Source organism: Amycolatopsis lexingtonensis (genome assembly GCF_014873755.1).
GTDB lineage: Bacteria > Actinomycetota > Actinomycetes > Mycobacteriales > Pseudonocardiaceae > Amycolatopsis > Amycolatopsis lexingtonensis.
In genome coordinates this window covers 3,928,969-3,945,424 of sequence record NZ_JADBEG010000001.1, presented here as the reverse complement: position 1 = coordinate 3,945,424, position 16,456 = coordinate 3,928,969, and the positions used below count along the sequence as shown (strand labels likewise).

Below are 16,456 nucleotides of genomic sequence, written 5' to 3'. Positions count from 1 at the left end.
GCATGGAGACGATCGCCCTCGCCGAGGTCGCCGCGGTGCTCGCCGACCCGAGCCGGGCCACCATGTGCCTCGTGCTGCTCGACGGCCGGGCCTGGACGGTCGGCGAACTCGCGAAGACGGCCGGGATCGCGCTCTCGACCGCCAGCGAGCATGTCACCCGGCTGACCGACGCCGGCTTCGTCGCCCGCGTCAAGCAGGGCCGGGCCAGCTACGTGCGGATCGCCGACCCGCGCGTGGCCGAGCTGATCGAGCACCTGGCCCAGCACGCCGAACACCGGCCGGTCACCGGGCTGAAGGCGTCGCTGCGGGTGAAGCGGCTCGGCTTCGCGCGGACCTGCTACGACCACCTCGCCGGCGTCCTCGGCGTCGCACTCCGCGACGGCATGCTGGCGACCGGGCTGGTGGACACCGCCGACGGGCTGACGCTGACCGGGCCCGGCCGCGAGGTGCTGGCCGGTCTCGGCGTCCCGGTCGCCGCCGGGCGGCGGGCGCTGCTGCGCGACTGTCTCGATTGGACGGAGCGCCGCGACCACCTCGCCGGCGCGCTCCCCGCGGCCCTGCTGGACCGGGCCGTCGACGCCGGCTGGGTCGTCCGCGACGGGCACCGCGCGGTCAAGGTCCTCCCGGCGGCGCGGCGGCCGTTCGCGGCGCTCGGTGTCGAACTCGACGCGCTCGGCGGTCCTTAACACACCGGGTGTCCGGCGCGCGGCAGCGGTACACGAACGAGTTAACCAGGCCGCTTCACTATTCTGAGGGCCCCACGGCACTCGGGAGGGAGGCGGCATGGACCAGCTTCCCGTGCTGCTCGGCGTCGGCGGCGTCGTGCTGCTCGCCTCCGTGCTCGCCGTGCGGGTTTCGATCCGGCTCGGCCTGCCCTCGCTGCTGCTCTACCTCGCGATCGGGGTGCTGCTGGGCGAAGCCGGCTTCGGCATCCGGTTCGACAGCCCCGAACTGACCCAGTCGCTCGGCCTCGCCGCGCTGGTCATGATCCTCGCCGAAGGTGGCCTGACCACCCGCTGGTCGGCGGTGAAACCCGCGCTGGGCATCGGGATCGCACTGTCCACAATGGCCGTAGTGGTGAGCATCGCGGTCACCGGCGCGGCCCTGCACTGGCTGCTGGGCCTCGACTGGCGGATCGCGCTGCTGTGGGGCGCGGTGCTCGCCTCCACCGACGCGGCCGCGGTGTTCTCCGTGCTGCGCTCGGCCGGCATCGGCAAACGGCTCACCGGCGCGCTCGAACTCGAGTCGGGCATCAACGACGCGCCGGCGTACATCGCCGTCGTCGTGCTGGCCGAAGGCACCACTGTGGACTGGACGCTGCCGCTGCTCGCGGTCTACGAGCTCGGCGCGGGCCTGGCCATCGGGCTCGCGTTCGGCTGGCTCGGCGGGATCGCGCTGCGCCGCGCCGCCCTGCCGGCGACCGGCCTGTACCCGCTGGCCACGGTCGCGGTGTGCGTCGTGGCGTACTCGTCCGGACAGCTGGCGCACGCGTCCGGGTTGCTCGCCACCTACGTCGCGGCGCTGGTGCTCGGCAATTCCCGGCTGCCGCACCGCTCGGACACGCTCTCGTTCGCCGAGGGACTGGGCTGGCTGGCGCAGATCGGCCTGTTCGTGCTGCTCGGGCTGTTCGCCTCGCCGGGCCGGCTGCTCGACGCGATCGTGCCGGGCCTGGTCGCGGGCGCGGTCGTCCTGCTGCTGGCGCGGCCGATCTCGGTGGTGCTGTCGGTGCTGCCGTTCCGGCTGCCGTGGCGGGAACAGGCGTTCCTGTCGTGGGCCGGCCTGCGCGGCGCGGTGCCGATCGTGCTCGCGATGATCCCGCTGTCCCAGGGAGTGCCCGGCGCCCAGCGGCTGGTCGACGCGGTGTTCGTGCTGGTCATCGTCCTGACGCTGCTGCAGGGCGCGACGCTCGGCCCGCTCGCGCGCTGGCTGGGTCTGGCGAAGAAGTCCGAGCCGCACGAGATCGAGGTCGACTCGGCCCCGCTGGACGAACTCGGCGCCGAACTGCTGCAGGTACGCATCCAGCCCGGTTCGAAGCTGCACGGCGTGTACCTGTCGGAGCTGCGGCTGCCTGTTGGAGCGACGATCAGCCTGGTCGTGCGCGACGGCGCGGGCTTCACGCCGCAGAAGACCAGCCGGTTGCAGGAGCACGACCAGCTGCTGGTGGTCACGACATCGGTGGTCCGCGATTCGGTCGAGCGACGGCTGCGCGCGGTGGACCGAGCCGGGCGTTTGGCCCGCTGGAAGGGCGAGTCGGGTCGCTGACCTGACCCCGGTCGCGACGCTTTTGACGGGCGAGCCGCCTCGCCGGTCGCGGAGCCGCGCGCCTCGGTTCGCCCCGGAGTTCGCCCCGTCGCGGTCCGCCACGAACGTCATGAACGAGTCGTTCATGACGCCGGAGGTCAGGGTCCCGGCAAAGTCGGGTCGGTGCGGTCCGCAGCGGTGCGCCGGCGTCTTGAATGAGTCATTCAGGACCTCCGAAGACCTGAATGAGTCATTCAAGACGTGGGGTGAGCGGGTTACCGGCGGCGGAGTGGCCTGGCCGCGCGACTTTGCCGGGACCCTGACGCCGGACGCGGTGAACGAGTCGTTCACGTCATCGGCAGAGCCGCACACCTCACAAAAACCTCACTCGATCTTCCATCTCTACTCCCTTTGGCTTACCGTGCGCTCATTCAAACGGGTGAGTAGCTAGCCAAAGGGGTACTCAGAGTGACGAAACTGCGCAAGACGGCCATCGCTGTCGCACTCACCGCCGCTCTCGGACTGCTCAACACCCCGCCCGCAACCGCCGAAATAGCCCCCTTCCCAACCCTCACCCTGCCGTTCAAAGCAGGCCAGCAGGTCTACTCCGCCGGCATCCACTCCGACGACGGCAGCACCGGCGTCAAGAACGCCATCGACTTCAGCCCCGCCGACCGCACCGTGCGCGCGCCGCTCGCGGGCACCGTCCACCTGCAGCACTGCGCCGGCGGTGACTGGGTGACCATCGACCACGCGGGCGGCTGGCGCACCGGCTACTACCACATGGAGGGCATCAAGGTCACCGACGGTGAGCACGTCGAGGCGGGCGCCGAACTCGGCTCGACCGGCAATGCGCTGCCGTGCGGCGGCACCAGCACGGGCGCCCACGTGCACTTCACGCTCTGGACCATCCCCGACGCCCCGGCGGCGAACTGGGACGGCGTCGCGTTCGGTGCCGTCTCGACCACCCTCGCCACGGCGTACGGCGAGCCGGTCGACGGCAAGTCCCTCGGCGGCTGGCGGTTCGCCGCGGGCGCCGGGCAGTACGAGGGCACCGCGACCCACCTCGCGGACAACGCGGTCACCGAACTGCCGGGGCGGTTCCGCGCGAAACCGTGATTCTGTGAGCGGCGTCTCAGAATGTGAGTCGGGGGTTGGCCGCCCGGCGCGTTCTCGGTTACCTTCTGTGCCAGGTCATGAGTGCCAGCGCGAAGCCCCGGCTTGCTGGCCGGCAACCCTCCTACCGCGGTGGGGTGCCCCGGGTGAAGACCGGGCCGGTCGCGTCCCGCGACGGGCAAGCGCGGGCCCCTCGCCGGGGGTCCCCCGGATCGCCGAGGAGGCACCCGATGACTCTCGCCATCGACCGCACCAGCGTCACCGTTCACCCCGCGAAGACCGTCGAAACCGTTGTCCGGCAAGGCATCCCGACGGTCGCCGGCGCGGCGCTGCGGGTTCCGCTCGTCACCGGTGGCACCGTCGGCTACGCCAACCTCGACCACGCGGCGAGTGCCCCTTGCCTCGACGCGGTCCGTGCCAAGGTCGACGAGTTCCTGCCCTGGTACGCCAGCGTCCACCGCGGCGCCGGCTTCGCCTCGCAGGTCTCCACCAAGCTCTACGAGCGCACCCGCGACGTCCTGCGCCGGTTCGTCGGCGCCCGCCGGACCGACACCGTCGTCTTCACGCGCAACACCACCGATTCCTTCAACCTGCTCGCGCGCAGCCTGCCGCGGCACACCACCGTCGTCGTCTTCGACACCGAGCACCACGCCGCGCTGCTTCCGTGGCTGGGCCCGAACGTCCGGCGGATCCCGACCCCGCGTACCCGCCTCGCCGCGGTGTCCGCTGTGGACGAAGCGCTCGCGGATTCCCCGCAGGGGCCCCGGCTCGTGGTCGTCACCGGAGCGTCCAATGTGACCGGTGAGCTGCTCCCGGTCGCCGAAATCGCCGCCGTGGCGCGGAAGCACGGCGCTCGCATCGCCCTCGATGCCGCGCAGCTCGCGCCGCACCGCCGGATCTCGATCCGGGAGCTGGACGTCGACTACGTCGCCATCTCCGGCCACAAGCTGTACGCGCCCTTCGGCGCGGGCGCGCTGATCGGCCGCGCCGACTGGCTGCGCGCCGCCCGCCCGTACCTCGCCGGCGGCGGGGCGACCAAGCTCGTCACCGAAGACGCCGTCGTCTGGAACGACGGGCCGGAGCGCCACGAAGCCGGTTCGCCCAACACCGTCGGCGTGTACGCGCTCGGCGTCGCGTGCGAGACCCTCTCCCGCGACTGGGACGCCGTCGTCGCGCACGAGCAGGCCCTGCTCACCCGGCTGCGCAAGGGCCTCGAGAGCATCCCGGGCTGCGCCGAGCTGCGGCTGTTCGACGCGCCGGTCGACCGCGTCGGCACGGTCAGCTTCACCGTCGCCGGGTTCGACCCGGGCTGGCTCGCGGCGGTGCTGTCCGCCGAATACGGCATCGGCGTGCGCGACGGCGCGTTCTGCGCCCACATCGCGGCCAAGCGCCTCATCGCCGTCGCCGGTGGCGACGGGCAGCAGGCGATCCGCGTCAGCCTCGGCCTGGGCAGCACCGAAGAGCACGTCGACCGCGTGCTGCTGGCGCTGCGCCGGATCGTCGCGCGCGGGGCGGACTGGGAGTACGCGAAGGTGGACGGCCGCTGGGCCCCGGTCGGCGACCCGCGCGAGCTCCCGCCGTTCTGCTGAGCGCTAGCCTGGCCCGATGGGGAGAGGGCCGCGCTACTGGTTTCCGCTGGCACTGCTGGGATTCGCGCAGCTCGGCCTGGCGGTCGTGCAGCTGTTGTCACGCCGGAGCCCGGTCGGCGCCTCCGTGAACGTCGGCGCGCTGCTGACTCCCGGCCGATCGCTGGGCACCGGGGGCGTCGGCGGCACGGGCTACGCACAGCTGCAGTGGCTCAGCCAGGACGACTACTACGCGCCGGGCGCGGGCCTGCCCGCCGGGCCGCTGTGGCTCGGCGCGCTCGGTGTGGCCCTCGCCGGCACCGCCGTCTGGTACGCCCTCGCGCTGCGCCCCGCTCGCACCGGGTGGTTCGTCCTCGGCACGATCGCCGCGCTGCTCGCCATCCCGCTGCTCGATCTGGTCGGGTCCTGGCAGTTCCGGCTAGGCGACGGGCTGCGCGGTCCGCTGCTGGCCACGCTCGGCCTGCTGGTGCTCGCCGCGTACGAACGCAGTGTGCTCGTCCTGGTCACCGCGGCCCTGTTCGCGGTCTTCGCCGTCGTGCTTTCGGCGGACCTCGTCGGCGTCCTGCTCGGGGCGATCGTCCTGCTCGCCGCCGCCTTCGCCGCGCTCCTGCGGCACCGCCGCGACACCGCCTGACCAGGGCCGTGGACAATGGACCGGTGAGCACCGAGCCCAGCCGTTCCGAACCCGACACCGCCACGCCCGAAGAGGCGGTGCCCGACCAGGCGGCCGACGCCCCGGAGAACCCCGAAGTCCCGGCGAAACCGCTGCTGCCGAAGCGGCGGGTCGGCTGGGTGTTCGCGATCGCCGTCGTGTTCTGGGCGATCGACCTGGTGACGAAGAACCTGGTCGCCGCCAACCTGGAGGGCAAGGAGCCGGTCAAGATCCTCGGCGGCCTCATCTACCTGCAGGTGATCCGCAACCCCGGTGCCGCGTTCTCGATGGCCACCGGCATGACGTGGGTGCTGGCGCTGGTCGCGCTCGCCGTCGTCATCGCGATCATCTGGCTGTCGCGGCGGCTGCGCTCGATCGGCTGGGCGATCGGCCTCGGGCTCGTGCTCGCCGGCGCCACCGGCAACCTGACCGACCGCATCTTCCGCGCGCCCGGCGGGCTGCAGGGCCACGTCGTCGACTTCATCTCGGCGTTCGCGCCCAACGGCAAGGGCTTCGCGATCTTCAACATCGCCGACTCGGCGATCTGCGTCGGCGGCGCGCTCATCGTGCTGCTGTCCCTGCTGGGCAAGGACTACGACGGCACGTCGACCAAGGACAAGAAGAAGCAGCAGGAGGACCAGGCGTGAGCTCGCGGATGCTCCCGGTGCCCGACGGGCTCGACGGGATGCGGGTCGACGCCGGCCTCGCCAAGCTGCTGGGCCTGTCCCGCACGGTCGTCGCGGAGCTGGCCGAGAGTGGCGACGTGCTGCTCGACGGCCGTCCCGCGGGCAAGTCCGACCGGCTCTCCGGCGGCGGCCTCCTGGAGATCACGCTGCCCGAGCCGGCGAACCCGGTCGAGGTCGTGGCGGCGCCGGTCGAAGGCATGCAGATCCTCCACGACGACGACGACATCGTCGTGATCTCCAAGCCGGTCGGGGTCGCCGTGCACCCGAGCCCGGGCTGGACCGGCCCGACGGTGGTCGGCGGCCTCGCCGCGGCCGGCCTGCGCATCGCGACGTCGGGCGCGGCCGAGCGCCAGGGTGTCGTGCACCGCCTCGACGCGGGCACCACCGGCGTGATGGTGGTGGCCAAGAGCGAGCACGCGTACACGGTGCTGAAGCGCGCGTTCAAGGAACGCACGGTCGACAAGGGCTACCACGCGATCGTCCAGGGCCACCCGGACCCGACGCGCGGCACGATCGACGCCCCGATCGACCGCCACCCGCGCCACGACTACAAGTTCGCGGTGGTCCAGGGCGGCCGCCCGAGCGTGACGCACTACGAAGTGGTCGAGGCCTTCCGGGCGGCGTCGCTGGCGCACATCAAGCTCGAAACCGGGCGCACGCACCAGATCCGCGTCCACTTTTCGGCGCTGCGCCACCCGTGTGTCGGCGACCTGACGTACGGCGCCGACCCGGTCCTGGCCCGCCACCTCGGCCTGAGCCGCCAGTGGCTGCACGCGAAGACCCTGGCCTTCGCCCACCCGGCGGACGGCCGGTGGGTCGAGTTCGAGTCGGAGTACCCGGACGACCTGGCGAAGGCGCTCGAGATCCTGCGGGACGAAAGCTACTAGCGGCCGGGGATGGCATGAAGGGGTCGTTCATGGCGTCTGGCGACAGGGCTCCGGCAAAGTCGCGTCGGTGCAGCCCGCAGCGTTGCAGCAGCGTCTTGAATGACTCATTCAGGACTTCCGAAGACCTGAATGAGTCATTCAGGACGCTGGCGCATGCACCGGCGTGACTTTCCGGGGCCCCGACGTTGGCCGTGATGAACGGGTCGTTCACGACCCCCGGGACGAGAGCTACTAGTCCTCGATCGACCAGGTCAGCGTGCGCTCGTCCGGCTCCGGCCGCGGGCTCCACCGGACCGACACCACACGCGTCGCGTCCGGCAGCACGTACACCGTGTGCCCGCCGAGGGTTTCGCCCGGTTTGACGCCGATCTTGTGCGGGGGCCGCGAGGTCAGCGACACCGGCGCCTTGCCGATCGCCGTCCCGTCGGCGGTCAGCAGCTCGAGGTAGTTGTCCGGCAGCGACGCGAACGGGATCGACCCGCGGTTGGTGATCTCGGTGTGCACGACCACCGCGCGTTCGCCGTCCTCGAGGCGGTAGCCGGCCGCGCTGAACAGGTAGTCCGCCGGGTCCTGGACCTCCAGGAGCTGCACCGACAGCTGCTCGCCCTCGAGGCCCTGGGTCTCCATGACCTCGCCGAGCCGGCCGCGCTTGCCCGTGCCGGCCGGCTTGACCGGTTCGTCGCCGCGGGCCCACGACGCCGTCTGGGGGAGGCCCCAGGTGCTCACGGCGGGGTCCAGCGGCACCGGCGGCGGCGTGAACGGGCGCGGTGGCTGCGGCGGGCGCGGCGGCGGCCCCGGGTACTGCCCGGACGGCGTGCCCTGGACGTTGTACGGCCCGGATGGCGCGCCTTGGACGTTGTACGGCCCGGATGGCGCGCCTTGGACGTTGTACGGCCCGGATGGCGCGCCTTGGACGTTGTACGGCCCCGAAGGCGCGCCCTGCACGTTGTACGGCCCCGGCCCCGGCCCCGGCCCCGGCGCAGGCGGCTGCTGCGGAACCGGCTGCGAAGGCGGCGGCGCCGGGTACTGCTGCGGCGGCCGGTTCGCCCACGAAGGCGGGGCGCCCGCGATGGCCGCGCGCAACCCCTGCGGGTCGCTTTCGACGCCGACGAGCAGCGGGAGCCCGCTGCCGGACAGGGCGACCAGCCGGTAGGCGACCTCGCGGGGATCCATGCCGACCTTGGCCGCGAGCTCGTGCACCGCGGTCTTGCCGAGTTCGGCGAGCGCGGCGAGCAGGCGGGTATCCACGGGATCGGTCACGGCCACTCCCGGAACGCTACCGCTTCGCCCGTCCGGCCGTGCCGAAGGCTGTCCGCCCCCGGCGAAACGCACACCGTTTCTGTCGGTGATCTCCGTTAGGGTCACCGGCGAGACACCGAACGAAGCTGGGGGTCCTGCCCATGACCGCGGTCACCGAACTCGCCGACGAGTTCGTCGAAGCGCTGTTCGCCGCCGATCCGCTGACGCCCGCGCTGATGGGCATCCGCCCGGCGGAACCCGGTCTGCCGGACCAGTCCGCCGAGGCCGAGCGGGCGTTCCGCGCCCGGCTGGCGGAGTTCCTGGAGCGCGCCCGCGCGATCGCCGCCGAGGGCCTCTCGGCCGAGGACCGGGTCACCCGCGAGGTGCTGATCACCACGGCCGAGAACCGCATCGCGTCGGCCGACAGCCGGATGGCCGAGTTCACCGTCACCGACCTCTCGATCGGCCCCGCGGCCGGCCTGCTGCTGGCCCTGCCGATGACGACCGTGACGGCGGGCGAGGCCGCGGAGGCGCAGCTCGGGCGGCTCGCCGCCATCCCGGAGTTCCTCCGCCAGTCCGCCCGGCGGCACGCCGAGGGCATCGCCGACGGCCTGGTCCCGGTGGCCCACCTGGTCGACGCCGCGATCGCGCACCTCGACCGCTACCTCGCCGACCCGGCCACCGACCCGTTGCGCCGCCAGCCGGCGCCGGACGAGGAGTTCGAGCGGCGGCGGGAGGAACTGCTCGCCGACGTCGTGCGCCCGGCCTTCGCGGAGTACCGCGCGTTCCTCGCCGACGAGGTGAAGCCGCACGGGCGGCCCGAAGACCGGCCCGGCCTCTCGTGGCTGCCCGGCGGCGATGAGATGTACGCGCGCTTGGCACGGATGCACACGACCACCCGGCACACGCCCGAAGAGCTGCACCGGATCGGGCTCGACGTCATCGACTCGCTCGCCGCCGAGTACCGCGAGCTGGGGCAGAAGGTGTTCGGCACCGACGACCTCGCCGAGATCTTCGAGCGCCTGCGCACCGACCCGGCGCTGCGCTGGGCCAGCGCCGACGACCTGCTGGACACCGCACGCACGGCCGTCGCCCGGGCAGCCGCCGAGGCGCCGAAGTGGTTCGGGCGCATCCCCGAGCAGGAGTGCACGGTCGAAGCGGTGCCGGCGGAGGTCGCGCCCGGCGCGCCCGCGGCGTACTACCTGCGCCCGGCGGCCGACGGCTCCCGGCCCGGCATCTACTTCGCGAACACCCACCAGGCCACCGAGCGGCTCCGGCACATGGCCGAGACGACCGCGTTCCACGAAGCCGTGCCGGGGCACCACTTCCAGCTCAGCATCGCGCAAGGGCTCACCGAGCTGCCGCTGCTGCGCCGCATCGGCGGCTTCACCGCCTACCTCGAGGGCTGGGGCCTCTACAGCGAGCGCCTCGCCGGGGAGATGGGGCTCTACTCCGACGACATCGCCCGGCTCGGCATGCTGGCCGGCGACTCGCTGCGGGCGGGCCGGCTGGTCGTCGACACCGGGCTGCACGCGCTGGGCTGGAGCCGGCAGCAGGCCGTCGACTACCTGCTGGAACACACGCCGGAGGCACGCGCCGAGATCGAGTCCGAGGTCGACCGCTACATCGCGTGGCCCGGCCAGGCGCTGGCGTACATGGTGGGGCGGCTGGAGATCCAGCGGAACCGGGCCCGCGCCGAGGAGCGGCTCGGCTCGCGGTTCGACGTCCGCGCGTTCCACGACCTCGTCCTGGCCGGCGGCCCGCTGCCGCTGTCGGTGCTGGCCGCCGTCGTCGACGAGTGGGTGGCCGGGCACGGCGACACCGTCGACGGCCTGGCGGGCGAGCTCGTCGAGCTGACGTTCGAGCAGGACCCGCTGACCCCGTCGGTGCTGGGCCTGCCCGGCGGCCACGACCGGCTCGCCGACCAGACCCGGGCCGCGAAGGAGCGCTTCCGGGCCGCCTACACCGGGCTCGCGGCCCGCGCGCGGGCGCTGCCCGAAGCCGGCCTGTCCCCGGAGGAAGCCGTCACGCGCGAGGTCGTCATCGCCGCCGCCGAGGTGGAGGCCGACAGGCTGGGCGCGCGCACGGCCGACATGGCGGTCAGCGACGGGCTCACCGCGCCCGCGCTCGAGCTGCTGATGTACCTGCCGTACTACAAACTGGACGACGAAAAGAAGGCGCGCGGCTACCTCGCCCGGCTCGCCGCGGTCGAGACGTTCCTGGCGACGCTGACCGAACGGCAGCGCGAGAGCCTCGCCGAAGGGCTCCTGCCGCCGGCGTACCTCGCCCGCGTCGGCGCCGAATACATCGACCGCTACCTCGCCGCACCGGACCGCGATCCGCTCAAGGTGGGCACGACGGCGGCCGTCGAGAACTTCGAAGCCGACCGCGACCGGCTGCTCGCCGAGGTCGTCCGCCCGGCCTACGCGCGCTATCGCGACTTCCTGCGCGCGGAGGTCGAGCCGGTCGGGCGGCCCGACACCGCGCCCGGGATCAGCCACGTTCCGGGCGGTGCGGAGCGGTACGCGGCGCTGATCCGCGCGGAGACGACGACCGAGCGCACCGCACAGGAACTGCACGAGACCGGGCTGGCGCTGATCGAAAAGCTCGGGGCGGAATACCGCGAACTCGGCGCGAAGGTCTTCGGCACCACCGAACTCGCGGAGATCTTCGAGCGGCTGCGCACCGACCCGGCCCTGCGCTGGCGCGACGGCGAGGAACTGCTGTCCGCGGCGCGGGACGCCATCGCCCGTGCCGAAGCCGTCGCCCCGCGCTGGTTCTCGCACCTGCCGGCGGAAAAGTGCGAGGTCGCGCCGGTGCCCGAGGCCGACGCGGCGAGCGGCACGATCGCGTACTACCTCCCGCCGGCGCTCGACGGCACGCGCCCGGGCACCTACTACGCGAACACCCACGAAGCGGACAAGCGGCCGCGGTTCACCAGCGAGGCCATCGCGTTCCACGAAGCCGTGCCGGGGCACCACTTCCAGCTCAGCCTGGCCCAGGAGCTGCGCGACCTGCCGCTGCTGCGCCGGATCGGCATGTTCAACGCCTACGCCGAGGGCTGGGGCCTGTACGCCGAGCGACTCGCCGACGAGATGGGCTTGTACTCCGACGACGTCTCGCGCTTCGGCATGCTGACGCAGGATTCGATGCGGGCGGGCCGCCTGGTGGTGGACACCGGCCTGCACGCGCTGGGCTGGAGCCGGCAGCAGGCGATCGACTTCCTCGTCGAGCACACGCCGATGGCGCGGCTGGAGATCGAGGCCGAGATCGACCGGTACGTGGCCTGGCCGGCGCAGGCGCTCGGGTACATGGTGGGCCGGCTGGAGATCCAGCGGCTGCGGGCGGAAGCCGAGGCGGCGCTGGGGGAGCGGTTCGACATCCGCGGCTTCCACGAGGTCGTGCTCGGCCACGGCATGCTGCCGCTGTCCGCGCTGGCCAAGGTGGTCACGGACTGGGTGGCGGGCCAGGGCGACACGCCCGATCGGCTCGCCGACGACCTGGTGGCGCTCAACTTCGAGCGGCAGCCGCTCTACCCGTCGGTGTTCGGGCTGCCGGGCGAGCACGACAAGCTGCCCGATCCGGGCGCGGAAGACCGCTTCCGGGCCGCGTACGCGGCGATCGCCGCACGTGCCGAGGCGCTCGACCCCACGGGCCTGCCGGCCGCCGAGCGGGTCACCCGCGAGGTCGTGCTTTCCCAGGCACGAACGGAAATCGACGAGATCGACTCGCGCCGCGGCGACATCGCGGTCAGCGACGGCCTCGGCGCGCCCGCGCTGCAGCTGCTGCTCTACCTGCCGCAGACGGTGCTGGACGACGAGCGGAAGGTCCGCGGTTACCTGAGCCGGCTCGCCGGCGTCGGGGACTACCTCGACGCCGTGATCACCCGGCAGCGCGCCGCGGTGGCCGAGGGGCTCGTGCCGCCGGAGTTCCTGGTGCGCACCGGCATCGGCTATGTCGAGCGCTACCTCGCCGCGCCGGAGAGCGACCCGTTGCGGGTCACACCGCCGTACGCGCTCGAAGGCTTCGAAGCCGAACGCGACCGGCTGCTCGCGGAGGTCGTCCACCCGGCGTACGAGCGGTACCGCGCGTTCCTGGCCGACGAGGTCGCGCCGGTCGCGCGGCCGGAGACGTCCCCGGGCATCGGCGACCTGCCGGGCGGCCCGGAGCGGTACGCGGCGCTGATCCGCGCCGAAACGACCACGGACCGCACCGCGCAAGACCTGCACGAGACCGGGCTGGCGCTGATCGAGCGGCTGGCGGAGGAGTACCGCGAGCTGGGCGCGAAGCTCTTCGGCACGACCGACCTCGCCGAAATCTTCGACCGGATCCGCACCGACCCGGCGTTGCGCTGGCGGGACGGCGAGGAGCTGCTGGCCGGCGCCCGGGCCGCCATCACGCGCGCGGAAGCCGTTGCCCCGCAGTGGTTCTCGCGGGTTCCGGCGCAGCAGTGCGCGGTGGCGCCGGTGCCCGAGGCGGAGGCGGCCAGCGGCACGATCGCGTACTACCTCCAGCCGTCGCTCGACGGGACGCGCCCAGGCGTCTACTACGCGAACACCCACGAGGCCGACAAGCGGCCGCGGTTCACCAGCGAGGCCGTGGCGTTCCACGAAGCCGTTCCGGGGCACCACTTCCAGCTGTGCCTCGCCCAGGGCCTCACCGGGTTGCCGCTGCTGCGCCGGATCGCGCACGTGAACGCGTACGCCGAGGGCTGGGGGCTGTACGCCGAACGGCTGGCCGACGAGATGGGGCTGTACTCCGACGACGTCTCGCGGCTGGGCATGCTGACCCAGGATTCGATGCGCGCCGGCCGCCTGGTGGTCGACACCGGGCTGCACGCGCTGGGGTGGAGCCGGCAGCAGGCGGTCGACTACCTGGTCGAGCACACGCCGATGGCGCGGCTGGAGATCGAGGCCGAGATCGACCGGTACGCCGCCAACCCGGGCCAGGCGCTCGGCTACATGGTGGGGCGCCTGGAGATCCAGCGGCTGCGCGCCGAAGCCGAAGCGGCGCTGGGCGACCGCTTCGACATCCGCGAGTTCCACGACGTCGTGCTCGGCAGCGGGACGCTCCCGCTGCCGGTGCTGGCCGGCGTCGTCGCCGAGTGGGTGGCCGGGCAGGCCGACACGCCCGACCGCCTCGCCGACGAGTGCCTGGACCTGATGTTCGAGGCGCAGCCGCTGATCCCGTCGCTCTACGGCCTGCCGGGCGCGCACGACAAGCTGGCCGATCAGACCGCCGAAGCGGCCGGGCGGTACCGCGCCGGGCTCGCCGGGATCATCGCGCGGGCCGAAGCGCTCGACGCGACGGCGCTGGCCCCGGCCGAGCGCGTCACCCGGGACGTGGTGATCTGGCAGGCGCGCACCGAGATCGACCTGCTCGACTCCGGCCGGGCGGACATCGCGGTGAGCGACGGCCTGGCCGCCCCGGCGCTGATGCTGCTGGTGGAGCTGCCGCAGACGGTGCTGGACGACGAGGTCAAGGCGCGCGGCTACCTGAGCCGGCTCGCGGCCGTCGGCACGTACCTGGACCAGCTGATCGAGCGGCAGCGCGCGGCGCTGGCCGAGGGGCTGACGCCGCCGGAGTTCCTGGCGCGCATCGGCATCGGGTACGTCGAGCGCTACCTCGGCGCCCCGGACGACGACCCGCTGAAGGTCCCGGTCCACGGGCTCGAGGCCGAGCGCGACCGGCTGCTCGCCGAGGTGGTGCGGCCCGCCTACGCGCGGTACCGCGACTTCCTGGCCGGCGAGGTCGTCCCGGTCGCGCGGCCGGAGACGTCGCCGGGCCTGGGTGACCTGCCCGGCGGCGCGGAGCGGTACGCGGCCCTGATCCGCGCCGAGACGACGACCGAGCGCACGGCCCAGGAACTGCACGACACCGGGCTGGCGATCATCGAGCGGCTGGCGGGGGAGTACCGGGAGCTGGGCGCGAAGGTGTTCGGCACCACCGAGCTCGCCGAGATCTTCGAGCGGATCCGCACCGACCCGGCGTTGCGCTGGCGGGACGGGGAGGAGCTGCTGGAGGCGGCCCGCCGGACGATCGCCCGTGCGGAAGCCGTGGCACCGCAATGGTTCCTGCGCGTCCCGGAGCAGCGCTGCGAGGTCGCGCCGGTGCCCCCGGCCGAGGCCGCAAGCGGCTCGATCGCGTACTACATCGACCCGTCGCTGGACGGTTCGCGGCCGGGCACCTACTACGCCAACACGAACGAGGCGGAGCAGCGGCAGCGGACGCTGAGCGAGTCCGTCGCGTTCCACGAAGCCGTGCCGGGGCACCACTTCCAGCTGACGCTCGCGCAGCAGCTGACCGGGGTGCCGCTGCTGCGCCGGATCTGCATGTTCAACGCCTACGTCGAAGGCTGGGGCCTGTACGCCGAGCGGCTGGCCGACGAGATGGGCTTGTACTCCGACGACGTCTCGCGGTTCGGGCTGCTGACGCAGGATTCGATGCGGGCGGGCCGGCTGGTGGTCGACACCGGCATGCACGCGCTGGGCTGGAGCCGGCAGCGCGCGGTGGACTTCCTGCGGGACAACACCCCGATGGCGCCGATCGAGATCGAAGCGGAGATCGACCGCTACGCGGGCCACCCCGCCCAGGCCCTCAGCTACATGGTGGGCCGCCTGGAGATCGAGCGCCTGCGTGCCGAAGCGGAGCAGACATTGGGCGACCGGTTCGACATCCGCGAGTTCCACGACACGGTCCTGGGCAGCGGAACGCTCCCGCTCTCCGTGCTGGCGACGGTCGTGGCCGACTGGGTGGCCGCCCGGGCGGGGGAGCCCTCGTGACCTGGCTCGAACTCCCCGAGGACACGCCGTTCGGCCTGGACAACCTGCCCTACGGCGTGTTCTCGGTGGCCGGCGCGCCCGAGCGCCGGATCGGCGTGCCCGTCGGCGACCAGGTCCTCGACCTGACCGCCGCGGCGGCCGAGACCGCGGCGGCGTTCGCGCCGCTGCTCACCGGCGGAGTGCTCAACCCGCTGCTGGCCGCCGGGCCGGGCACCTGGCGGGAGGTCCGCGAGAGCGTCCGGGAATGGCTGACCGAACCCCGGTACGCCGACCAGCTCCGGCCGCACCTCGTGCCGCTCGCCGAAGTGAACACCCACCTGGCGTTCGAGGTCGCCGACTACGTCGACTTCTACTCCAGCGAGCACCACGCGCTCAACGCCGGGAGGATCTTCCGGCCGGACGCCACCGAGCTGCCGCCGAACTGGAAGCACGTGCCGATCGCCTACCACGGCCGGGCGGGCACCGTCGTGGCGTCCGGTACGCCGGTCGTCCGGCCGCACGGGCAGCGCAAGCCGCGCACCGCCGAAGCTCCTTCGTTCGGGCCGTCGCGGTTGCTGGACATCGAGGCGGAGGTGGGCTTCGTCGTCGGCGTGCCGTCCACGCCGGGCACCGGAGTGTCCACTGCGGACTTCGCGGACCACGTGTTCGGCGTCTGCCTGGTCAACGACTGGTCGGCCCGCGACATCCAGGCGTGGGAGATGCAGCCGCTGGGCCCGTTCCTCGGCAAGTCGTTCGCGACGTCGGTGTCGCCGTGGATCGTCCCGCTGGCGGCGCTGGAGCACGCGCGCGTCGCGGGCCCGCCGCAGGACCCGGAGCCGTTCGAATACCTGCGGACCGGTGAGAACTGGGGCCTGGACCTGGCCCTGGAGATCCGGCTCAACGGCCACCTGGTGTCGAGCCCGCCGTTCGCCACGCAGTACTGGACGGCTCCGCAGCAGCTGGCCCACCTGACCGTCAACGGCGCGCACCTGCGCACGGGCGACCTCTACGCGTCGGGCACGGTGACCGGCCCGGAGCGCGACCAGCGCGGCTCGTTCCTCGAACTGTCCTGGGGCGGGCGGGAACCGATCGAGCTGCCCGGCGGTCAGACCCGCACGTTCCTGGAGGACGGCGACGAGGTCGTCATCAGCGCGACGGCGCCCGGCCCCGGCGGCACGCGGATCGGGTTCGGCGACGTGCGGGGCACGGTGGTGCCCGGCTAGCGCGTGACGATCCGGCTCCCGCCGTGTCCGGACTGCGGAGGACACGTGCGGATGAGAGGGTCGGC

At 73.0% G+C, this 16,456-nt stretch carries 10 protein-coding genes and 1 riboswitch; of the genes, 9 read left to right on the top strand and 1 reads right to left on the bottom strand.

Going from position 1 to position 16,456, the window contains the following annotated elements; translation table 11 throughout:
* Window positions 1-2: 2 nt before the first annotated feature.
* The 7 genes from H4696_RS17885 to H4696_RS17855 all read left to right on the top strand — a co-directional run bounded on the left by H4696_RS17885 (window position 3) and on the right by H4696_RS17855 (window position 7,168).
* Entirely contained in the window at window positions 3-686 is a 684-nt protein-coding gene (locus H4696_RS17885) for an ArsR/SmtB family transcription factor (RefSeq protein ID WP_086862171.1), read from the top strand.
* A gap of 97 nt (window positions 687-783) precedes the next feature.
* On the top strand, window positions 784-2,262 hold the full coding sequence (locus H4696_RS17880; protein WP_086862172.1) for a potassium/proton antiporter: 1,479 nt from the start codon (window positions 784-786) through the stop codon (window positions 2,260-2,262).
* A 447-nt stretch (window positions 2,263-2,709) separates the two neighbouring features.
* Window positions 2,710-3,360: a M23 family metallopeptidase gene (locus H4696_RS17875; RefSeq protein ID WP_086862173.1), complete on the top strand. Its 651-nt coding sequence runs from the start codon at window positions 2,710-2,712 to the stop codon at window positions 3,358-3,360.
* 73 nt (window positions 3,361-3,433) lie between these two features.
* A riboswitch (SAM riboswitch) is annotated at window positions 3,434-3,548 on the top strand.
* 39 nt (window positions 3,549-3,587) lie between these two features.
* Complete coding sequence (locus tag H4696_RS17870) at window positions 3,588-4,946, top strand: aminotransferase class V-fold PLP-dependent enzyme (RefSeq protein WP_086862174.1); 1,359 nt, start codon at window positions 3,588-3,590, stop codon at window positions 4,944-4,946.
* A gap of 16 nt (window positions 4,947-4,962) precedes the next feature.
* Window positions 4,963-5,577 carry a hypothetical protein gene (locus tag H4696_RS50175; protein ID WP_211299744.1) on the top strand — a complete coding sequence of 205 codons (615 nt, stop codon included), beginning with the start codon at window positions 4,963-4,965 and terminating at the stop codon, window positions 5,575-5,577.
* Between the two features lie 23 nt (window positions 5,578-5,600).
* Entirely contained in the window at window positions 5,601-6,242 is a 642-nt protein-coding gene (gene lspA, locus H4696_RS17860) for a signal peptidase II (protein ID WP_338064935.1), read from the top strand.
* On the top strand, window positions 6,239-7,168 hold the full coding sequence (locus tag H4696_RS17855) for an RluA family pseudouridine synthase (protein ID WP_086862175.1): 930 nt from the start codon (window positions 6,239-6,241) through the stop codon (window positions 7,166-7,168). Before lspA ends, H4696_RS17855 begins: the two co-directional genes overlap by 4 nt.
* Window positions 7,169-7,399: 231 nt before the next feature.
* Here the strand turns inward: H4696_RS17855 and H4696_RS17850 are convergent, their stop codons facing one another.
* Window positions 7,400-8,434 (bottom strand): AsnC family transcriptional regulator, encoded by a 1,035-nt coding sequence (locus H4696_RS17850; RefSeq protein ID WP_192782377.1) that lies wholly within the window; start codon window positions 8,432-8,434, stop codon window positions 7,400-7,402.
* Window positions 8,435-8,568: 134 nt separating this feature from the next.
* Here H4696_RS17850 and H4696_RS17845 point away from each other — a divergent pair, with 134 nt between their 5' ends.
* Complete coding sequence (locus tag H4696_RS17845) at window positions 8,569-15,189, top strand: DUF885 domain-containing protein (RefSeq protein ID WP_086864417.1); 6,621 nt, start codon at window positions 8,569-8,571, stop codon at window positions 15,187-15,189.
* Entirely contained in the window at window positions 15,186-16,391 is a 1,206-nt protein-coding gene (gene fahA, locus H4696_RS17840; RefSeq protein WP_169735164.1) for a fumarylacetoacetase, read from the top strand. The genes H4696_RS17845 and fahA overlap by 4 nt, the downstream gene beginning before the upstream one ends.
* The last annotated feature ends 65 nt before the right edge of the window (window positions 16,392-16,456 follow it).